The 21,578-nt window shown below is 44.5% G+C and carries 24 protein-coding genes; all 24 read right to left on the bottom strand.

Annotation, left to right across the window (positions count from 1 at the left end):
* Positions 1-30 precede the first annotated feature (30 nt).
* Positions 31-1,386, bottom strand: a complete 1,356-nt coding sequence (gene lpdA, locus J7M13_09470; protein ID MCD6364207.1) for a dihydrolipoyl dehydrogenase — start codon at positions 1,384-1,386, stop codon at positions 31-33.
* On the bottom strand, positions 1,379-2,338 hold the full coding sequence (locus J7M13_09465; protein ID MCD6364206.1) for a triphosphoribosyl-dephospho-CoA synthase: 960 nt from the start codon (positions 2,336-2,338) through the stop codon (positions 1,379-1,381). The genes lpdA and J7M13_09465 overlap by 8 nt, the downstream gene beginning before the upstream one ends.
* 7 nt (positions 2,339-2,345) lie before the next feature.
* Positions 2,346-2,843, bottom strand: coding sequence for a 3-isopropylmalate dehydratase small subunit (locus J7M13_09460; protein MCD6364205.1), 498 nt, complete (start codon positions 2,841-2,843; stop codon positions 2,346-2,348).
* A 2-nt stretch (positions 2,844-2,845) separates the two neighbouring features.
* Positions 2,846-4,108: a 3-isopropylmalate dehydratase large subunit gene (locus tag J7M13_09455; protein MCD6364204.1), complete on the bottom strand. Its 1,263-nt coding sequence runs from the start codon at positions 4,106-4,108 to the stop codon at positions 2,846-2,848.
* Between the two features lie 7 nt (positions 4,109-4,115).
* A complete protein-coding gene (locus J7M13_09450) occupies positions 4,116-4,619 on the bottom strand; it encodes a 3-isopropylmalate dehydratase small subunit (GenBank protein MCD6364203.1) in 504 nt (167 codons plus the stop codon).
* A 14-nt stretch (positions 4,620-4,633) separates the two neighbouring features.
* A complete protein-coding gene (locus J7M13_09445; GenBank protein MCD6364202.1) occupies positions 4,634-5,899 on the bottom strand; it encodes a 3-isopropylmalate dehydratase large subunit in 1,266 nt (421 codons plus the stop codon).
* Between the two features lie 6 nt (positions 5,900-5,905).
* Positions 5,906-6,451: an HD domain-containing protein gene (locus J7M13_09440; GenBank protein ID MCD6364201.1), complete on the bottom strand. Its 546-nt coding sequence runs from the start codon at positions 6,449-6,451 to the stop codon at positions 5,906-5,908.
* Between the two features lie 37 nt (positions 6,452-6,488).
* Entirely contained in the window at positions 6,489-6,737 is a 249-nt protein-coding gene (locus J7M13_09435) for a glutathione S-transferase N-terminal domain-containing protein (protein ID MCD6364200.1), read from the bottom strand.
* Positions 6,724-7,443 (bottom strand): slipin family protein, encoded by a 720-nt coding sequence (locus J7M13_09430; protein ID MCD6364199.1) that lies wholly within the window; start codon positions 7,441-7,443, stop codon positions 6,724-6,726. Before J7M13_09430 ends, J7M13_09435 begins: the two co-directional genes overlap by 14 nt.
* 40 nt (positions 7,444-7,483) lie before the next feature.
* Positions 7,484-8,812 carry a nodulation protein NfeD gene (locus J7M13_09425; protein MCD6364198.1) on the bottom strand — a complete coding sequence of 443 codons (1,329 nt, stop codon included), beginning with the start codon at positions 8,810-8,812 and terminating at the stop codon, positions 7,484-7,486.
* Positions 8,813-10,159: a DNA repair protein RadA gene (gene radA, locus J7M13_09420; GenBank protein MCD6364197.1), complete on the bottom strand. Its 1,347-nt coding sequence runs from the start codon at positions 10,157-10,159 to the stop codon at positions 8,813-8,815.
* On the bottom strand, positions 10,152-11,018 hold the full coding sequence (locus J7M13_09415; protein ID MCD6364196.1) for an ATP-dependent Clp protease proteolytic subunit: 867 nt from the start codon (positions 11,016-11,018) through the stop codon (positions 10,152-10,154). The genes radA and J7M13_09415 overlap by 8 nt, the downstream gene beginning before the upstream one ends.
* 1 nt (position 11,019) lies before the next feature.
* Positions 11,020-13,500 (bottom strand): ATP-dependent Clp protease ATP-binding subunit, encoded by a 2,481-nt coding sequence (locus J7M13_09410; GenBank protein MCD6364195.1) that lies wholly within the window; start codon positions 13,498-13,500, stop codon positions 11,020-11,022.
* A gap of 15 nt (positions 13,501-13,515) precedes the next feature.
* On the bottom strand, positions 13,516-14,553 hold the full coding sequence (locus tag J7M13_09405) for a protein arginine kinase (protein ID MCD6364194.1): 1,038 nt from the start codon (positions 14,551-14,553) through the stop codon (positions 13,516-13,518).
* A gap of 2 nt (positions 14,554-14,555) precedes the next feature.
* Positions 14,556-15,065, bottom strand: coding sequence for a UvrB/UvrC motif-containing protein (locus J7M13_09400; GenBank protein ID MCD6364193.1), 510 nt, complete (start codon positions 15,063-15,065; stop codon positions 14,556-14,558).
* Positions 15,046-15,555, bottom strand: a complete 510-nt coding sequence (locus J7M13_09395) for a CtsR family transcriptional regulator (protein MCD6364192.1) — start codon at positions 15,553-15,555, stop codon at positions 15,046-15,048. The genes J7M13_09400 and J7M13_09395 overlap by 20 nt, the downstream gene beginning before the upstream one ends.
* Positions 15,556-15,620: 65 nt before the next feature.
* Positions 15,621-16,952, bottom strand: coding sequence for a replicative DNA helicase (gene dnaB / locus J7M13_09390; GenBank protein MCD6364191.1), 1,332 nt, complete (start codon positions 16,950-16,952; stop codon positions 15,621-15,623).
* Entirely contained in the window at positions 16,952-17,401 is a 450-nt protein-coding gene (gene rplI / locus J7M13_09385) for a 50S ribosomal protein L9 (protein MCD6364190.1), read from the bottom strand. Before rplI ends, dnaB begins: the two co-directional genes overlap by 1 nt.
* Positions 17,402-17,403: 2 nt before the next feature.
* Positions 17,404-18,345, bottom strand: coding sequence for a YybS family protein (locus tag J7M13_09380; protein ID MCD6364189.1), 942 nt, complete (start codon positions 18,343-18,345; stop codon positions 17,404-17,406).
* Positions 18,346-18,360: 15 nt separating this feature from the next.
* Entirely contained in the window at positions 18,361-18,585 is a 225-nt protein-coding gene (locus J7M13_09375; protein MCD6364188.1) for a 30S ribosomal protein S18, read from the bottom strand.
* Between the two features lie 26 nt (positions 18,586-18,611).
* Positions 18,612-19,040: a single-stranded DNA-binding protein gene (locus J7M13_09370; protein ID MCD6364187.1), complete on the bottom strand. Its 429-nt coding sequence runs from the start codon at positions 19,038-19,040 to the stop codon at positions 18,612-18,614.
* A 4-nt stretch (positions 19,041-19,044) separates the two neighbouring features.
* The gene (locus J7M13_09365; GenBank protein ID MCD6364186.1) at positions 19,045-19,332 is read right to left on the bottom strand and encodes a 30S ribosomal protein S6; all 288 of its coding nucleotides are present in this window, start codon (positions 19,330-19,332) and stop codon (positions 19,045-19,047) included.
* Between the two features lie 90 nt (positions 19,333-19,422).
* Positions 19,423-20,499: a glycosyltransferase family 9 protein gene (locus J7M13_09360; GenBank protein MCD6364185.1), complete on the bottom strand. Its 1,077-nt coding sequence runs from the start codon at positions 20,497-20,499 to the stop codon at positions 19,423-19,425.
* A complete protein-coding gene (locus J7M13_09355; GenBank protein MCD6364184.1) occupies positions 20,496-21,527 on the bottom strand; it encodes a glycosyltransferase in 1,032 nt (343 codons plus the stop codon). Before J7M13_09355 ends, J7M13_09360 begins: the two co-directional genes overlap by 4 nt.
* Positions 21,528-21,578: the final 51 nt, after the last annotated feature.

Below are 21,578 nucleotides of genomic sequence, written 5' to 3'. Positions count from 1 at the left end.
GGGAGGTGGAAACGTGACGCAAGAAAAGTTCTAAAGGTGGATTGATTTATCCGATACTCCTTCAAAGGCTCCCAGTACCGCCTCACTCAAAGTAGGGTGAGGATGTATCGTCAGAGACAGGTCCTTTGCCCTGATGCCGAACTTGACCGCTAAAACACCCTCCATTATAAGCTCAGTAGCAAGAGGACCAACTACCGAAAAGCCAACTACCTTTCCTTTGCTGTCAGCGACAACCTTAACAAAACCGTCTCTTTCCTCCATTGTTCTTGCTCTACCGTTAGCCGAGAATGGATATTTAAAAATCTTGTAATCTTTGCCCTCAACATCCTTCTCCTTAAGCCCAACGGAGGCAACCTCAGGATGAGAGAATATCACAGATGGGACTGCATCATAGATCATCTCCCTTTCAATACCAGCAATGTCATAAGCAGCCACTATTCCCTCCATCATAGCAACGTGAGCAAGCATTATACCTCCCGTAAGATCACCAATAGCGTATATTCCAGGGAGATTCGTCCTCATACGAGAGTCAACTTTAATACCCTTTTCTATTTCAAGGTTCAACTCCTTGAGATCATCTCCAATACGTGGAGATCTTCCCACGCTTACCAAAACCTTTTCTGAGTTTCCTTCAATGACCCCTTCAGGAGTATCCAATTGCCAGTAGAAAGCTCCTTCCTCTTCGCAAAGGAATGAAACCTTAGAAGATTCATAGATCTTAGCCCCCATCTTCTGAAGCGATTTTCTAACTTCGGAGGCCACATCCGAGTCCTCCGTAGGTAGAATATGTTCAAGCAACTCTACCAAGGTAACTTCCGCTCCAAGAATAGAAAAGAAAGTAGCAAATTCAACCCCTATAGCGCCTCCCCCTACGATGAGGATAGAAGCAGGTACCTTCTCCATAGAAAACACATCATCGCTGGTCCATACTCCCTTAACATCGCTAAACGGCGGGAACAACTTCGGAACCGAACCATTAGCGAGAACTAAATTTTTCCCCTCGAAGACTTCGCCCGTCTCCTCTATCTCGATCTTATAAGGCCCAAGAACATAAGCAGTCCCTCTCTTTAAATCTACCCCATTTTCCCTAAACAGGTACTCGATGCCTTTTCTGGATAACGAAATAGACTTAGCCATGTGATTCCGCAAAGCCTTAAAATCTACATAAAGATCTCCCTTGACACCTAATCTGGAAGCCTTTTTCCTAACCTCCCAATACATCTCGGCTCCCGAAAGCAAAGCCTTGGTAGGTATACAACCAAGATTAGTACACGTTCCTCCCAGCTCTCCCTTTTCCACAACCAAAACTTTTTTACCAAGCTGAGCAAGCTTTATAGCGCAAACATATCCACCAGGACCTGCTCCTATAACGATGGCATCATACACCTGACCTCACCTCCAGTCTGTATAAAAAGAGAGTTATAGCAAGTAAATCCGCGCTCCCTCCCGGGCTCAGGTTTCTTTCCCTCATTTCCTCGTCAAGCTTAAGCAGGTCGTCCAAACCGAATTCCGAAAGCATGCCTCCTTTCTCGAGAATCTCCCTGGATCTTGATTTAACCCAGTCTAAGGAATCGATACCCCCTCGCCCAACTATATTAGTATCATCAACGACTGACATGAGTCCTAACAAAGCATGAAGACAAGCTCTTTGAAAATTAACGCCCTTATTAAGAGCTTCCTTCAACCGAGGTAACCCCTCTCTCATAACCGAGGGAAAGCCATCAGCTACTTCGCCCCGAATCCCTCGAATTCCATAGGTGCTAAAGGCTCTTACCCCATAAGTATCAGCCTTGTTTTTAAGATTCTCGAGCTCCACTGAGAGAGCTTCCTTCGTCATCGCTGAAACTGCCTTAGAAATTCTCGTGGGAACAAGGCTTAATCCCTTAAGCTCAAGATAAGTTGCCGCCCCAAGAGCACAACCGAGTGAGAAAAATAGTCCTTTGAGAACATTCACACCATTGGCTGCCCTGAGCAACAGATTTTCCATGAAAACCGCAGTGGGCCTAACCCTGTTGAATAGCAGAGGAAGAGGTAAATCAGGATCAGACCTTAAAACCTCCTCGACCTTTTTATATATTCCAAATGCCAAAGCAGTATAAAGCTGAGGGAAAACCGAAGCAAAGCTAAAGGCATTCATATCAGAGTGAGATCCGTTGTGAAACCTATCCACCAAACCAGGCTTCGGAGAGACCATAAACTCAACCACAGCTGAATAGAAAGCCTCCTCAATCAAAGAAGCGAAGGGCGGGGGTAAAGACATCCCCGCCCCCATTTCCTCAAGCAGGCGATCCCGCAAAGTAGTCTCATTCCACTTCCATATAGCGCTCAACTTAAGCAATTCCTCCTTATGACTTTCCGAGCTTCTTCTTTATGTGCGGAATTAGTCCCCCATCCTCTAATATCCCTCTGACAAATTCGGGCAGAGGAGAGAAGCTAAAAACGTCTCCCTTAGAGGTCCTTATCTCGCCCTTATCAAAATCTATCTCCATTTCGTCCCCCTTCTCAACGGCATCATAAACTTCAGGACATTGAACGATGGGGAGCCCCTGATTAATGGCATTTCTGTAATATATACGTGCAAAGCTCTTCGCAACGACCGCTCCCACACCCGCCGCCTTGAGACAGGTAGCAGCTTGTTCCCTCGAGCTTCCACACCCGAAATTTTTCCCAGCAACTATTAGGTCTCCCGGCTTTACTTCCTTAGCGAAGGAAGGATCGAGATCCTCAAGAGCATGCTTTGCCATCTCCTCCAGATCCAGCACCGTATAAGTGTACTTCCCCGGGAAAATCACATCCGTATTTATGTCATCACCATATTTCCAGACTCTTCCCTTAACCTTCAAGGTTAAAGCACCTCCCTTGGATCGGTTATAACTCCCCTAAGCGCAGATGCAGCAACGGTAGCAGGACTCACAAGGTATATTTCGGACTCCGGATTACCCATTCTTCCCTTAAAGTTCCTGTTTGCGGTGCTTATACAGACCTCACCAGGTGCAAGAATGCCAAGGTGATTTCCCATACAAGGTCCGCAACCCGGAGGACCAACGACAGCACCAGCTTCGATCAAAGTCTCAAGAATCCCTTCCTTCATTGCCTCTTTATATACCCTCCAAGAAGCAGGGATCACTATGAGTCTGACTCCTTTAGCTATTCTCCTGCCCTTAAGAATCCGAGCAGCGATTCTAAGATCCTCAACTCTCCCGTTTGTACACGTTCCAAGAAAAGCTTGATCTACCTTTAGTCCCTCAACCTCCTTAATAGGAGAAACATTATCCACCGTATGAGGCTTAGCCACAACGGGTTCAAGCTCAGAAAGATTATATTTAAGAATCTTCTCGTACCTCGCATCCGGATCTGCTTTTATAACTTCGAAATCCCCCTTTGCTATTCCCTGAAGATAGGAAAGCGTTTTGTCATCTGGTTCTACCACGCCGTTTTTACCACCCATTTCTATGACCATATTACAGAGCGTCATTCTCTCAGAAATAGACATTTCTTTGACCGCACTACCAGTGAATTCCACCGATTTATAGTCAGCTCCATCAGCACCTATATCTCCTATTATCTTGAGGATCAAATCTTTAGCATAAACACCCTCAGGAAAGCTCCCCTCGATCTCTATCTTCATGCTCTCGGGAACCCTGAACCATATTTGACCAGTGGCCCAAACCGCAGCCATCTCGCTTCTGCCTATTCCCGTGGAAAAAGCCCCGAACGCCCCATAGGTACAGGTATGGGAATCACTCCCTACTATCACATGCCCTGGTAAGGCAAAGCCTTCTTCGCAGAATAGTTGATGACAAACTCCGCCATCGGAATTAACATCGTAAAAGTATTTTATACCCTGCTCTTCGACGAATTTCCTTATATCCCTGTGATTCTTGGCATGCTTATCAGTAGGAGCAGGAACAGCATGGTCAAGAATTATTACTATTTTCTCTGGATTCCAAACTTTCTCAACACCTATGGATTTAAAGATCTTGGAGATAGGAGCAGCGTTATCATGAGACATAGCTCTATCTGGTTCTACAGTAACTATATCCCCAGGTTTAACGCTTGAAAGCCCCGCCTTTTTAGCCAAAACTTTCTCAGCAAAGGTCATTCCCATTCTTAGCTCACCTTCCCATCTGCGACTTTATGTACTCTATAAGCCCGCCTTTTTCCATTATCTCCTTCTCTAACCCGGAAACTGGATGAGCATAGAACTCCTCTCCCGTCGTAAGGTTCTTTATTCTTCCAGTCTCAGGCTCAACTTCAAGCTCGTCACCTGTCTTGACCTTTTTCGTAACATCAGGACATTCAAGAATCATAAAACCATTATTCACCGCATTTCTATAGTATATCCTCGATATACTCTCAGCTATGACACCAGCGACCTTAAGATACTTAAGGCATAAGACGGCATGCTCACGAGAGCTACCAGAACCAAAGTTTCTCCCCGCTACAACTAAATCTCCAGGCTTAACCTCCTTAGCGAAGTTCTCCATTCCAGGAACATACTCCATTGCGTGCTTTGCCATTTCCTCAGGATCGGTTATGGGAAGGTACTTACCATGGTAAATGAGATCGGTGTCTATATTATCCCCGAAAACCCAAGCTTTTCCCCTCAATACAGCCATTCTTAAACACCTCCTTAAAGCAAATCTCTCGGATCAGTAATCTCTCCGGTTATAGCAGAAGCTATCGCAGTTAATGGACTGCACAGATATACATAGGATCCCTTTCCAAGCTTACCCTGGAAGTTCCTATTGGAGGTGCTTAAGAGGACATCATCCCTAGCTAAAACGCCGTGATGTCCTATGGTGCATAGACTACAACCCGGATTGGTAACTATACCTCCCGCCTCAACAAACGCCTTGGCTATTCCCTCCTCAAGGAGTCTTAAAGCCACTTCTCTCGTGGATGGAGTGAATATAACGCGCACCTTTGGATGGAACTCCTTTCCTACCTTCATCAGATAATCGTATGCTGCCTTGAAGTCCTCGTATCGCCCATTGGTACACGATCCTATAAATACCTCATCTATCTTGGTACCCTTAACTTCTCTAACCTTCTTAACGTTTTCCGGGGTGTGAGGACATGAGATCAGAGGCTCAAGATTGCTAACATCATACTCTCTTATCTCAAGATATTCAGCATCCTTATCGGGCTCTATTCCATCGAAATCTCTACCTGTCTTTTCCCTGAGAAAAGCTTTAACATCATCATTTGGAACCATCAATCCTATCTTCCCACTCGTTTCCGTAACCATACTGGCAAGCGTAAGCCTTCCTGCAAGATCAAGAGAATCTATGACTTCACCGCTGAACTCCACAGAAAGATAATTCGCTCCATCCCCTCCCATCTCCTTGACATAAAAGAGGGTTAAATCCTTAGGAGTAACGGGGTACTCAAGCTTTCCACTAAATATGATCTTTATACTGTTAGGAACCCTGAACCAAAGTTTACCAAGAATAAATCCCGCGACTATATCGGTGGTTCCAACCCCGGTTGAGAAGGACTCAACCGCTCCCAGGAGATTCATGTGACTATCGGTTCCTATTATCACGCTTCCTGGAGTCACAAGTCCTGCCTCGAGTATCGTATGCTGTCCCACACCAGTGTTAACATCGAAAAGATGCTTTATACCCTGACGCTCGGCAAACTCCCTGCAGATCCTCTGATTATTGGCCACTTTCTCAACCTTAGCCGGAGCCTGATAATCAAAGGTGATGGCTATCTTCTCAGGATCGAAAACCTTCCCGGTTCCGCCCGTAACATCATCAAACTGGAGTACCGCGTTAGGCCCAGCAAAATCCCTTATAACTACGAGATCGAGGGGAACCCAAACCCTCTCTCCTGCCTTAACATCCCTTCCAAGCTTTTCCGAAACGATTTTCTCAATTATGGTCTTGCCCACTCTCCTTCACCTCCCCATTATCGCTTTAATCGTATCGAAGTTAACGAAATCTGCCTTGTTAACTATAATAGCCTCAGGGATTCTCTTAACGTGATCACCTTCATGGGAATGGAAGGCGATAATATGGGCAACCTCCGGGGGTAAGCCATTAAGATAAGCCAAAGCAGCTCCGATGAAGGGATGTCTTAGGGTCTTGCCTATCTTGGTTTGCACATATTTACCATCCTTTATCTCGTACTCCATAAGCTTACCAACATCGTGAAGAAGAGCTCCAGCTATTAAATAGTCCCTATTCAGAGGCATCTTTTCTCCATAAATCTCCTTCGCGATATCGCAAATAGCTTTCGCCATCTGGGTCACCGCCCTCGTGTGATCGAGAAAGCTTATTCCCACACCTTCAAGAAGTAAGGTGAACGGTATCTTTTTCGTATCCTCGGGTTTCCACCCGCCTCTCTCAAGTGCTTCGATCCAAGTGGAAATGACCTTCTCTCTGAGATCCTCCTCCTCGATCCAGTTAATCTCCGGGAGCAGCTTGAGAAGCTCTTCTCTCACGTCTCCATCCCTCCCTTGAGAATTTTAGTTTTGCTCCCTATCCCTCTCGCTGGCATTCCTCCAAGGCTTCATCTATGGCACGGGGATCATATCCCACGATGAACTTATCACATATTTCTATTACGGGAACCCCCATCTGTCCCGTCTTCATTATCATATACATGGCAGCTTCTCTATCCCTGCTTACATCGATATCCTCATACTCCACCCCTTTCTGAGAAAGATACTCCTTAGCCATATTACAATATGGGCAAACGGGAGTCGAATACACCTTAACTTTCCCCATCCTTTCCCCACCTCCTGACAAACGCATCGAGTATATCTATTGGCAATGGGAATATTATCATAGAATTGCGCTCACTTGCAACCTCCCTAACGGTCTGAAGAAACCTGAGCTGGAGCGCCTTCGGGTATCTCTCAAGAATTCCTGCAGCTTCAGAAAGCTTTTGAGCAGCTTGGAATTCTCCCTCAGCGTTTATTATCTTGGCTCTCCTTTCCCTTTCCGCCTCAGCCTGACGTGCCATGGCTCTCTTCATTCCCTCCGGGAGCTCGAGGTCCTTTATCTCAACCATACTCACTTTTATACCCCAAGGATCGGTTTGCTCATCTATTATGCTCTGCAGACGCTGATTGACCCTTTCTCTGTGAGCAAGAAGCTCATCAAGCTCTACTTGGCCTGCAACACTCCTTAAGGTAGTTTGTGAAATTTGGGAGGTTGCCATCACGTAATCCTCAACTTCGACAACCGCCTTTATAGGATCGAGAACGCGAAAATAAACCACCGCATTTATCTTAATAGGAACATTATCCTTAGTTATGACCTCCTGAACTGGTACATCTAAGGTTATCACCCTCAGGCTAACCTTAACCATCTTGTCCACGAGAGGAATGAGAATTATCAGCCCCGGCCCCTTGGCACCTATTAACCTCCCCAGCCTAAAAACCACTCCCCTTTCATATTCCCTAACCACCTTTAAGGCCGAAGATAACATTATAGCTATAACTATCAGAACCCCTATAATTGAGCTTAGATCATAAAACACCTTTCTCCCCTCCCTCCTTCTTAACCCTCCTGACTTTAAGGGTTAAGCCATCGATTCCCACAACTTCCACGCTCTCACCCTCCTCAATCTCACCGTTTAAGGAAACCGCCTTCCACAACTCACCGTGAACCAAGATCGTCCCCTGTGGTGAGAGTTTCGTTTTCACCACACCCTTTTCTCCTATCATTCCCTCTCTGCCAGATATAGGCTTTCTCCTTTGAGCGTACAACGCTAAGCTCAGTGCGAAAGCGAAAAATACCACAGTTGCCGCCACCATCCCTATTATAAGTCCAGTGGATATTTTAAGGTATGGCGCTTCTTTTCCTCCACCCATGAGCATAAAAGAACCTAAAAGAAGAGACACGGTCCCTCCTATGGTTAAAACCCCATGTGAAACCACAAAAAGCTCAAGTATAAGCAGTCCTATCCCTAAAAATATCAATATGAGTCCCGCAACGCTAAAAGGCAAAATTTGAAAAGAGAAGAAAAACAATATCAAAGAAAGCGCCCCTATGACCCCAGGCAAAATTGCACCTGGATGCGTTACTTCAAAGATTAATGCGTAAAATCCTATAAAGAGTAGCACATAGGCTATATTCGGATCCCCTATTAGATGAAGAATCTTATCGTGCCACGGCATTTTTAAATGAATCAACTTATAACTCTCGAAGTCTAACTTAACTTCCTTGCCAGAGGAAAGCTTCACCGTTTTACCATTAAGGGACTTTAGAAGAGAACCTATATTTGGTGAAACCATATCTATAACTTTCTCCTTTAATGCTTCATCAGCTGTCAAAGTAGCACTCGTTCTTATAGCCATCTCTGCCCACTTCTCGTTTCTTCCCCTTTCCTTAGCTATCGCCTTTATGAGCGCAACCAGATCATTGACTATCTTTCCTTCCATAATCTTGTTCTCTTTCTTTTCTCCCCCAAAGCCAACAGTCACTGGATGAGCTGCACCAAGCGTTGTGCCAGGCGCCATAGCTGCAATGTGGGCAGAAAGGAGAATAAATGTCCCTGCAGAGGCTGCTCGCGCTCCTCTGGGATAAACATACGCAATTACGGGAATATCGGAATTTAAAAAGGCCTGTACTATAGGCCTCATGGAGCTGACCAGCCCACCAGGAGTATCTATGATCGCAAGCAAAGCGGAATTCTTGCTTTCCTCGGCCCTCCTAAAGGAGTTCGAAATATATTTAAGAGTAACAGGATTTATCAATCCTTTTATATCTACTCTATATATGGTCATAGCCCAAGAAAAGTTAGCAAAAAGCAAACCACTCATTAAAAAAACTATCCACAATATGGCTTTTCTCACCTAATCACCGCCTTCTCTTATCCCCTTTATAATATCCTTGATAAGAGAAACCCTCACTACTTCCATGTCTCTTTCGAAGCGAAAATTCTCGCTCGCCTTCGGAATATAAGCTATTCTGAAGCCTCGACGACTCGCTTCCCTCAAACGCGCAAAGACGAAAGGAACGGGTCTTACCTCGCCAAGTAGCCCCACTTCCCCAATAAATATTCTTCCAGGAGGAATAGGGGTATTTCTATACGATGAAAATATGGCGCAACATACAGGAACGTCAAGAGCGGGATCGTTAGATCTCAATCCTCCAACTATATTTAGGTAAACATCATATTTACCAAGGGGAATCCCAACCCTTTTCTCAAGAACCGCTATCAGAAGTTGAAGCCTGTTGAAATCGAATCCCTGTGAAATTCTCTTAGGATAGGGAAAAAACGTAGGAGCAACCAGAGCTTGGATTTCTACCAAAATAGGCCTCTCTCCCTCCATGACAACGCCGATGGCTGCACCAGACACGCCACCTAAACCGCTTAAGAATATCGCTGAGGGGTCTTTAACCTCCCTTAAGCCCGATGAGGTCATCTCGAATATTCCAACTTCAAGAGTGGAACCATATCTATTCTTAACTGCTCTCAATGTTCTGTATTGCATTCTCTTGTCTCCTTCAAAGTATAACACAACATCTACCAGATGTTCCAGAAGCTTAGGACCAGCTATAGCGCCTTCTTTGGTAACATGGCCAACAATAAACGTCGATACACCCCTTTCTTTAGCGAAGGAAAATATCTTTTGAGCGCACTCTCTAACTTGAGAAGGAGAACCGGGTACTGAGCTAACATTCGAAGCCCTAACTGTCTGAATAGAATCCACTACGATAAGATCTACCTCCAAGGAATTCGCAAGCTCCAACGCGGTATCAACCTCGCTCTCGGAAAGCAAAGATATGCTTTTCGCTCGAATGCCTAACCTCTTCGCTCTCAAAGCTACCTGTCGCGGTGACTCCTCAGCGGAAATATACAATACCTTTAACCCCTGCAGGGAAAGGGCATTTGCCACCTGAAGCAAAAGCGTAGATTTTCCAACTCCAGGTTCTCCCCCGAGAAGAGATACAGACCCTTTAACGATTCCTCCACCTAAGACCCTATCAAACTCCTCGATACCTGTGCAAAGCCTTTCTTCCTCTTTGGCTAAAACCTCGCCAAGAGATGCCACAGCTGAAGAAGACGACGATAAAGTTAATGGGGGAGTCTTCTCAACGAAGCTCCCCCATGCTCCACACTCTGGGCAGTTTCCAAGCCACTTTATACTCTCATAGCCACAATTCTGACAGACATATCTTACCTTAGCCTTAGGCATTATCTCCTCTTCTCCCATTAGCCTCCTTATGATAAGGCAAAGGTATATACTGAACCGATGGTCTCCTTTGAGAAGTCTGAGGATAAAGCTCCATAAGAGCAAAGACCTCCTCTGGCATCTCTTTAGAGACAGGTAACCCCATCTCTTTAAGCTCATCGTATGTAAGCGGATAGTCGTGCGTCCATCTTCCCTCCGTTAAGGCACGAGCTATCTTGTCTGCTTTCTCGCTTCCCATCTTGTCCTCAAGCAAAGAATAAACGAACTTATAAACCTGGTCTATTGCTTTTTTAGCTATGTCAGCCAATATAAGCGTTTGATCATCAACCTCGTTTATGTCCTTCTTTTCAAGAACCCTAAGTATAGATGCGGCTGGATATTGTCCAAGCTGAGGATCTACTGGCCCCATAACAGCGTTCTCATCCATTACTATCTCATCCGCAGCCAGAGCTATCAGCGTTCCACCAGACATAGCATAGTGAGGAACAAAAACCGTCACCTTTGCCTTATGCTTTTTAAGCGCAGAAGCGATCTGCTCAGCAGCCAGTACCAATCCTCCAGGCGTATGCACGATAAGATCTATCGGCATATCCTGCGGTGTCATCCTTATAGCCCTTAAGATCTGCTCTGAGTCCTCAATGTTTATAAATCTTGAGAAAGCAAGTCCTAAGAAGGAGAAACTTTCCTGGCGATGGATCAATGTTATAACCCTGCTACCCCTTCTTCTCTCAATCGATTGCAGCAACCTAAGCCTCGTTCTCTCAAGGTTCCACTGATTGATCATAGGAGTAAGTATCAGGAAAAGAAGTATGAACCAGAACAGATTGTTTAAGAAATACCATCCATAATACGTACCTGGCAAGCTAAGCTCCCTCCTTTCTCTCCTTCTCCCTTTTTATAAATCTGAGCTCATCAGACTTTTCCGCTTTATCGACAAGTATCTTATCCCCTTCTTTAAACTCTCCTTTCAATATAGCCTCAGAGAGCGGATCCTCTATATGTCTTTGAATAGCTCTCCTTAGAGGCCTTGCACCGTAAATCGGATCATAACCCACCTTAGCTAAGTACTCCTTAGCGCTTTCCGTAAGCTCTATTTCCATCCCTTGCTCTTTCAACCTTTCGTTCACCTTAGCTACCATAAGATCAACGATCTTTTTAATTTCGTCTTGCTTAAGCATTCTGAAGATGATTATCTCATCGAGTCTGTTCAAAAACTCCGGCCTAAACGTTCTCTTAACCGCATCCATTATCCTCTCTCTGACTCTTTCAAAATCTTCCTCTTCGCTTTTTGTAAAACCAAGAGAGCTCTGGCTCCTTATATACTCAGCACCAACGTTAGATGTCATTATAAGCACCGTGTTTTTAAAATCAACTGTTCTACCCTTGCTATCGGTTAGCCTACCGTCCTCAAGAACCTGAAGAAGAATGTTAAAGACATCTGGATGTGCCTTTTCTATCTCATCGAGAAGCACAACTGAATAGGGTCTCCTTCTCACCGCTTCGGTTAGCTGTCCGCCTTCCTCGTACCCAACATATCCAGGAGGAGCACCTATAAGCTTCGCAACCGAGTGCTTCTCCATATACTCAGACATGTCCAATCTGATCATCGCTTCCTCGCTACCGAAGAGAAACTCAGCCAAAGCTCTTGCAAGCTCGGTCTTCCCAACGCCGGTCGGACCAAGGAAAAGGAAAGAGCCTATAGGTCTCTTGGGATCCTTCAACCCAGCACGTGCTCTTCTTATAGCCCTGCATACCGCTCTAACGGCTTCGTCCTGATTTATAAGTCTTCTATGAATTATTTCCTCCATCTTGGTAAGCTTGTCAGCTTCCTCTTCCCTAAGCTTAGTCACAGGAATGCCTGTCCAGCCTGAAACCACATTAGCTATGTCCTCCGCTGTAACAACAGGCTCTTCCTTGCCCTTCTCCTCAGACCATTTTTTCTTTTCCTCCTCAAGCTTCTTCCTCAGCTCTCTTTCTCTATCCCTTAACTGCGCTGCCTTTTCAAATTCCTGCTTTTTAACGGCTTCCTCCTTTTCCTTAGCTATTTCCTCAAGCTCTTTTTCCAACTTTTTAACTCCCTCCGGTTCAAAAGCAGATTTCAACCTAACCTTAGCAGCAGCTTCGTCTATGAGATCTATCGCCTTATCGGGGAGGAATCTATCCTTAATATAGCGTGATGATAGCTTTGCAGCAGCATCTATAGCCTCATTGCTGATCTTCACCCTATGGTGGGCCTCATACTTGTCCCTTAACCCCTTTAATATCTCACGCGTTTCTTCCTCCGTAGGCTCCGAAACCATTACAGGTTGGAATCTCCTCTCTAAAGCAGCATCCTTTTCTATGTACTTTCTGTATTCGTCCAATGTGGTAGCGCCGATTACCTGTATATCTCCCCTTGCCAGAGCGGGCTTGAGAATGTTTGCAGCATCCACCGCTCCCTCGGCAGCACCCGCACCTACAACGGTATGAAGCTCATCTATAAAGAGTATGACATCCCTCGATGTCTCAAGCTCTTTAAGGATTCTTCTCATCCTTTCCTCAAATTCTCCTCTGTATTTGGTTCCAGCAACGAGGTTTGCCATATTAAGCTGTATTATTCTCTTATTTTTCAGCACCTCAGGGACATCTCCTGCAACTATCTTTTGAGCCAAGCCCTCCACTATAGCAGTCTTTCCAACGCCCGGATCTCCTATCAAAACAGGATTATTCTTGGTCCTCCTGCTCAATATTTCGATCACTCTTTCTATCTCCTTCTCCCTGCCTATAACCGGATCAAGCTTCCCTTCCTTAGCGAGTTTGGTTAAGTCTACCCCAAACTCATCGAGAGTAGGCGTTGATGATTTCGTTTTTCTACGCGAGGAGGGCTTTCTCCCCAGATGGGGTCCGCCCGCGTGTGGAATCCCCTCGCTTTCAAGAAGATCAAGGAGCTTTTCCCTTACCGTTTCCAGATCAGCTCCTAAGTTTATCAATATCTGGGCAGCAAGCCCTTCTCCTTCTCTTATTAAACCGAGAAGAATGTGTTCTGTCCCAACGTAGTTGTGTCCTAACGCTCGCGCCTCGGCAGTCGCAAGCTCAAGGGCTCTCTTCGCCCTCGGAGTTAATGGAAGCTGCTCCGCTCTAACTTCTTCCTCCCCCCTTCCTATGATCCTCTCTATCTCCTGACGAACCTTATCAAGGCTTATTCCCAGACTATCCAGAACTCTCGCAGCAACGCTATCCTTCTCCCTCGTCAACCCGAGGAGAAGGTGCTCAGTACCAACGTAATCATGATTTAAACTCCTCGCTTCTTGAGCCGCGTTATTAATTACCCTGCGTGCTCTCTCTGTAAAATAGCTGAAAAACATCCATCATTCACCTCCTTATGAAAAGCTCCCTCTCAGTAGATCCGCCCTCATCCTGTCTCTCTCCTCAGGGACAAGCTCTCTCCCCGTGGAAAGCTGCAAATGCGCAGGTCTTATGGAGATTAAAAGCTCGTTAAACTTACGCTTATCCACAGGGGGCAGAATACCCATATCGACCCCCATCCTAACCTGAGACAGGAGCTCCATGGCTTCCTTAGTAGTCATTATCCTCGCGTTTTTTAAAACTCCGTAAGCTCTCCATATCGAGTCCTCAAGCTTTATACCCTTAACCTTAAGAAGTTGCTTGCGAGAAAGCTCCTCCTCCTCTATCACCCTTAGCGCTATCTTCTCAAGCTTGTCTATTATCTCCTCCTCAGATGGACCGAGTGTAACCTGATTAGAAAGCTGAAAGAGATTACCCAATGCCTCAGTTCCCTCACCATAGATACCTCTCACCGTCAAGCCTATCTTTGATAGCTCTTCTACAACCCTACCCATCTTCTTCGTCATAACGAGCCCCGGTAGATGAAGCATGACCGAGGCTCTAAGCCCCGTACCAACATTGGTCGGGCAAGCAGTCAGATAACCAAATTCCTCATCAAAGGCATAATCCACATACTTCTCAAGAATAGAATCAAATCTATCTATTATCCTCCACACCTCTCCAAGCTGCAATCCACCCAAGAAACACTGTATCCTTAGGTGATCCTCCTCATTTACCATGACACTTAATACGCCTTCATGCTCTATCAGAACTGCTCCCGACTTCCTTATCCCCCCTTTAGCATGCTCAGGGCTTATGAGATGCTTCTCCACCAAGGCTTCTCTCTCCACCCTGCTTAAATTCTCAAGCATTAGCAGAGAAAAGCCCTTAAAGTAAGGATCTAAGCTAAGGATTCCTTTAATTCTGTCAACAACGCTTTCAAGATCCCTCTTTTTCGCAACGGACGGAAAGGGATAATCTCTCAAGTTACGAGCCAATCTTATTCTGCTTGAAAGAGCAATATTAGAGTTTGGACCTATCCCCTTGAGCCACTCTAAGCTTACATCTTTCACTCTCACTTCGCTATCTTACCCTCCAATTCCTTAATTCTGTCTCTAATCTCCGCAGCTCTTTCATATTCCTCCTTTCTAACAGCATTCTCAAGTTCAAGTCTCAGCTTCTCAAGCTCCCTTTCTTTGTCAAGTTTCCTTCCTATCTTGGAAGGCGCCTTTCCTCCATGCTTGGTATTACCGTGGATCCTTCTTAAAAGTGGAATTAACTTTCCTCTGAATGTTTTATAGCAATTAGCACATCCAAGTCTCCCTATTTCTTGAAATCCCTCATAAGTAAGCCCGCACTTAGCACACTTTAAGATGGGTTCCTTAGCTTCCCCTAAAAGCGATGCAGCTGGTTTAACCAGACTTCCCAATAGGTCAGGAAGAGAAAAGTCAAAAGATAAAAAATCCCCCGTGCCTAACAGCTCTTCTGCACAATCTCTACAGAGATGGAGCTCCTCTTTCTTCCCTCCTATAAATCTGGTTATGTGAACCGTGGCTTCTTTACGCTTACATCTCTGACACAACATCTTTCTCACCTTCTCCTCCTAAAATAGATGAAAGAAGCCTCTTTAACATATGGGCTCTTGATATATTATGCCTGTAATCGGGGAAATCTCCAAGCTCATCCATTATATCCTCAAGCGCCATCAAGGCTGATTCTATAAGGAGACGCTCCCTCAAAGATATATGCTTATCTTCCGTCAGTCTATTTATAAGACGCCGAGCTCTTCCTCTATCAATAGCTTCTCCTATCTCATAGTTGACGCTTTCCATCAATCTCCCCCCTGAGGGGAGATTAACCCTTATTATCCTTATATATCCCCCGCCCCCTCGCTGACTTTCAACAATGTATCCCCTTTCTGGTGTAAAACGTGTTCTTATAACATAATTTATTTGAGATGGTACGCACCCGAACCTTCGAGCCAGCTCCCTTCGCTGAAGCCTTATAACTTCGTTAGATGCTTCCTCAAGAAGCCTCTTAATATAAGCTTCTATATGGCTCGCAAGGCTCGCCATTCACACCACCCCTTTGACCTTTTCTGACCTTCATTATAAACCTTGTTTAACCTTATGTCAAGACGTTAAACATCTATAACATCTTCAGATATAAGATTTTCAAAGCGAGTATATTCCTTAAAAAACCTTAGCTTAACGGTGCCAACGGGACCATTTCTATGCTTACCAATTATTATTTCAGCTACTCCTGCATCAGCGTCGCTTCTATAAACCTCCTCACGATATATAAAGGCAACCAAATCTGCATCCTGCTCTATAGCTCCAGAATCCCTAAGATCAGAAAGCTGAGGTCTTCTATCTTGCCTCTGCTCAACTGCCCGGGAAAGCTGAGAAAGAGCAACAACAGGAACATCAAGCTCCCTCGCTAAAGCTTTAAGTGAACGGGATACCTCTGAAACCTCCTGTTGCTTATTCTCGACTCTTCTTCTAAGCTGAACAAGCTGAAGATAATCTACCACGATTAAGCCAAGATTTACCTCTGCCTTTAGCCTTCTCGAACGAGCTCTTATCTCAGCTATACTTATGTTAGGAGTATCATCTATATAAATTGGGGCTTCGCTCAATCGAGCAGCCACCTCAGCAAGCTTTCTCCATTCCTGATCGCTTAAGAAACCCGTTCTTATTCTATGCGCATCTATGCGAGCTTCTGCACTAAGCATCCTTTGAGCAAGCTGTTCCTTAGACATCTCTAAGCTAAAAATCGCTACCGGGATTCTTTCTCTACATGCTGCAAAAACCGCTATATTTGTGGCAAAAGCAGTTTTTCCCATAGAGGGGCGAGCAGCTATTATATTTAAAGAGGAGGGCTGAAAACCCGAGGTCAATCTATCAAGCTCTAAGAAACCGGAAGGGACACCGGTAACCTCTCTACCTTCTCCATACCTTCTTTCTATTTCATCTATAAGAGGAGAAACAACCCCGCTTATATGCTTAAATCCTCCCTCCTCGCCTCTCCTTATGATTTCAAAGAGAATTCGTTCAGCATCATCAACCAGCTGCTCAGGAGGCCTTCCCTCCTCATACCCAAGACGCGCTATCTCCGTTCCAGCTCTTATTAAAGCTCTCAAAATTGCTTTCTCCTTGACAATCTGAGCATAGTAGTCAGCGTTAACAGCGGTGGGAACGGTATGAATAAGTTCCGTTAAATAATCGATTCCTCCTATCTCTTCAAACTTTCCCTTCTTTTTAAGGGCTTCGGATACAGTAATCAGATCTATCGCCCTACCTCTATCAAAGAGTTCCAGTATAACATCGTATATAAGCTTATGCGCAGGCTCATAAAAATCCTCTGGCTTTAATATCTCTATCACACGAGCTAAAGCATCACTATCTATAAGTATGGAGCCCAATACTGACTGCTCAGCTTCTATATTCTGCGGGGGAACTCTCTCTTCTATCATTCCTCTGGCTCTATCTTAACTTTCACCTCCGCCTCTATACCCATACCAAGCTTCACCTTTACGGGGTATTCTCCTACCTCCTTTATAGGAGATTCAAGATCGATGCTCTTTTTATCTATCTCAACATTCAGTGAATTCGCTATAGCATCAGCGAGAGCACCCGAGGTTATAGATCCAAAGAGTTTTCCCTTAGAACCAGCTTTTGCTCTTAAAAGAACTTCTTTACCATCAATTGCCTCCTTAATCTCTAATAGTGCCTTCTTCTTCCTTTCTTCCTTCTCCTTTCTTCTTAAAACCTCCTCTCTCAGCTTGCTTATCTCTCCCTCGGTTGCTTTAACCGCCAGTCCCTTGGGTATTAAGTAATTTCGAGCATACCCATCCTTAACGTTTACAACATCCCCTCGCTTACCCAGCTTCGGGATATCCTCAAGAAGAATAACTCTCACATCTATCCCCTCCTTCTCCTCCTAAGATCCACCAGAATATCAAACATACCTATAAACATAGCTATCCTTGACAAAATAGGCTGTATGAAGAAAATAACGATCAAAAGCGCTCTTATAGCTCTTGGAAAGTTAAACCTCTTCATAAGGAAGTCAATCACTGAAAGCCCCTGAATTATGAATAGAAAACCAAAAACAAGCTGGAGATTCGCTCCTGCATGTGCTAAATAAGGATTAGATAAATATCCTCCTACGAGAGAAAAACCTATCCCCGCAACAAGGCCCCAGAATACGGATCGAGGAAATCTCCACTCTGAGAGCGGTGGTAAACTTGGGAAATTTTCCCCGCTTTTTCTCAAAACCCACCCAGATACAATAAAAGTCAGAAAAGTGTCAAACGCAGAAGCAACTATTATGACCGCAGGAAAGACTATCCTCAGGTATCCTATCATTTCACCGAGATTTTTCTTAAGGGTTGAAAGCTCCTCCCCACTAACACCAAGCTTCTCGTATATACCAATAGAGCTTTTTACAGCATCTTGCATGAACTTAAGGTTCATCTCAAAGGGATTTATCCCCATAAGCAAAGCCGATAACCCAAAGAAGGTTATCTTAGCCCCCAATGAAACCAACGTTCCGTAAAATATTACCTCGCTTGCTTTAAACCCCTTCCCCACTAAATACCCCACCGCTATAGCAACAGCAGCGGAATTAAACAAAAATAAGAAGGCCTGAAACGGCCCTGCGATAAGAAGAATAAAGAAGGAAGCTATAAGGCTCCCTCCTATCCCCCGTCTCAGGCCATATCTCATGCTCAGAACTACAAGCGGCACAGGCGAAAAGAAACTTATTGCTATTCCCAGAAGAGGAATATAGAAGCTTCCCAGGAAAAGAACAACAGTTAAAGCAATTAAGAGAGAAGTCTCAATAAGAGGTTTCGCCCGCATTAAACGATGATTTCGCTATTCAACTACAAATGGTAACAACGCCATTATTCGAGCTCTCTTTATAGCTCGAGTAAGCTGTCTTTGATGCTTAGCGCAATTTCCCGTAAGCCTCCTTGGCAAAATCTTCCCCCTTTCAGAAAGATATCTCCTCAAGCGTTCAACATCCTTATAATCTATCTCTTTTATACCATCAACGCAAAATGCGCATATCTTACGTCTCTGACGACGCTGTCTCGCCATTGAGAGACTACCCCCTTTCCTCAAAGCTAAAATGGTATATCATCTTCACCATTGCTATCAAGAGGAGGAAAATCAGCCTCATCTCTCAAGGATGAAAATTCCTCTTCCTCCTCGGTTCTCGGTGCTCCACCGATAAACTGAACTCTTAGAGCTACTACTTCGAACGCTCTCCTTCTCTGTCCATCCTGGGTCTCATAACTTCTAACCCTCAATCGCCCTTCAACCAGTACAGCTCTACCTTTTGTAAGATATTGAGAGCAGTTTTCCGCCTGCTTTCCCCAAACCACAACTGGGATAAAATCAACTTCATCCACTTGAGCTCCATCCCTATTAGTATAGCTTCTATTAACTGCTACCGTGAACCTCGCTACTGCCTGCCCCGAAGGCGTATAGCGAAGCTCTGGATCCCGAGCGAGGTTCCCCAAGAGAATTACCTTATTATACCCTCTTGCCATTAAATCAATCCTCCCTCTTAACTATCATAAACCTCATCACCTTCTGGTTTATCTTCATCACCCTGTCTATCTCCTTCAGCTTGTCGGGCTCTACCTGAAAGTAAAATACCGCATAGATCCCCTCCCGTTTCTTCTTAATGGGATAAGCCAACCTTCTCTTTCCCCAAAGATCCACCTTCTCAACTTCGCCTTCCTCTCGCTTAATCAAATCCTCAACCTTTGAAACCTCCTCCTTCAAAGCTTCATCCTCAAGCTCGGGCGTAAAGATAACCATCATTTCATATTTCCTCAACTTTAACGCACCTCCCTCTGGACATTCTTAAATGGCTCCCTCCTCTAAGAAGAAGGAGCAGGGCACATAAAAGGATAGCATCACGGCTAATTATACCACAATATCTGACGTTAATCTAAAAACTTCACTTAATATACTTTCCGGCTTGATTAGCTCCATGCATTTTTCATCACAGAAGCTTCTATAACAGCCAACGCACTTCTTGGGGGGTTCCATTACTATTCCGAGGCCATAAAGCTCAAATTCATTCTTGTTAAAAATGTTGTTAAGCAATATTATTTTCCTCTCAAGAGCTATAGCCACATGAAGAGCAAGAGTGACACCTGTAATAACAAGATCACACTCAGAAACAAGCTCGAAGAAAACCTTGATAGGGAAATACCCAAAGTACCTGGCTCCGCTCTCCTCAGCTATCCTTTTATTTTTATCATTTTCATCTGGGCCTCCAAGAAGTATAACCTCATATCCATGAGCTATAAGAAGCTTAGCAAGCTCGATCCAATTTTCCTCGGGATACTCCCGGGCTTTCCATCTTGGACCACAACCTGTATTTAGACCTATCACCTTCTTATCTTTCGAAATCTCCCAAGGTTTTTCTTTAAGCTCCTTCCTCTCTATTATGTAACGCTCTCCCTTAAACTCGTAACCACATATCTCAAAAATCTCCTCAAGATAGCTCCTTTCATTTTTACGAGAGATATCATCGAAAAGACCAGTTAACCACTTAAGCCTTGAGGGAAAATCCAAAGGATAAACGTTCCCTCTCTCATCCGGTATGAATCCCCTTTTAACCTCCGCTTTTGCTTCACGTGCAAGCCATAGCGCCTCCTTGTCTTTATCCAGGGAAAAACAATAATCGTATGAGGAAGCTAATACTGAGGCAATACCCCTCATATCGAAGCTATATATTCTATCAACCCATCCCGAGGGAACGAGCTCCGGATAGTAAGTAACCCAGGTTATCTCCGCCTCTGAATCATCCTTCCTTATAGCTCTTAATATAGGCGTAGTTCTTAGAACATCTCCAGCAGCGCCAAGCTTTACTATCAGATATTTTCTCCCAACCGGGACATAGTATCTACAATTCTCACAATGGACCCCCTCTTCCTTGTGAAACTTACATGGAACATCTCCCCTATAAAACCTACAGTCAGTTTTGACAATCATGATAGTTTCTTCACCCACCTTTCAAAACGGTTGATAAAAACGTCAAGAGAATATTCCCTATCCACGAGCTCACGCGCTTCCTTAGTCAGACTTAAAGCAAGCCTGTCATCTCTCGCAACTCTCAAGCAGCAAACCAAGAGCTCATCCAAATCCCTTCCAACCAGCAAATGCTTGCCAGGCTCACACTTCAACCCCCTTGCAACAATGGTTGTGGTAATCACCGGTAATCCCCACGACCATGCACTTACAATTTTCGTGAGACTTCCCATAGTTCTCCTAAAAGGAGCTACAAAAATTCTCGATTTCCTAACATAAGGAGAAACATCATCAATCCATCCCGTAAGGTGAACACCTTCGAACTCAGAGGCTTTCTCCCTAAACCAGCTTAAAGGCTCTCTTCCCACCAACCAGAAGTTAGCGTTTCTAAAAACTCTCTTATACCTAAGCCAAACCTTTTCTAAAAACTCGAGTATTTCCTCACATATGAAATCCACGTTTAAGCTCGAGGTAAGAAGGATATCACGATTCCTTAAAAGCTCGTCTTCAGATAAAATTCCTTCTTCCGAGAAGCGGGCAGGTCTCCACAGCATTGGCTTTTCAAAGAAAGCACCGAATTTCCCTTCTATCGGCGAAGGGAAAATAATTCCATCACAGGATGATAAAGCCTTTTTCTCTTCCTCCTTCAATCTAACGTAGTTTATAAGCGCTATAGCCCTTTTTATGAAATCATCTTCAGAAAGCTCATTCTGATAAGCACGCCATTCTAAGTTATGAAGATCAATCAAGATCTTGCTCCCCGGAAAAAGCTTGCGTAAGGAAGGGATTAGAAAGCCCATATAAGAATGGCTTAAAACTATAAAGTTAGGAGAAAAAATCTCAGTCACTTCTTTAAGCCTGTGGTAGATATCCGGGACATCATTTCTGATTTTCAGAAAGCTGTCCGATGAAAGAATTAGCGTCCTCAGATACTCCATATTGCTTTGAAATCTTCGAGGCTCAATGGTTATGACATTTTCAGCCCAATCCAATCCCTTCAGAGAGCGAGATAAAAACCCCCATGGAGAGTGATATTGAACTAA

Source organism: Synergistota bacterium (assembly GCA_021159885.1).
In the GTDB taxonomy this organism is placed as follows: domain Bacteria; phylum Synergistota; class GBS-1; order GBS-1; family GBS-1; genus AUK310.
The sequence above is the reverse complement of the archived record's forward strand: the minus strand, read 5'-3'. Positions and strand labels throughout refer to the sequence as shown.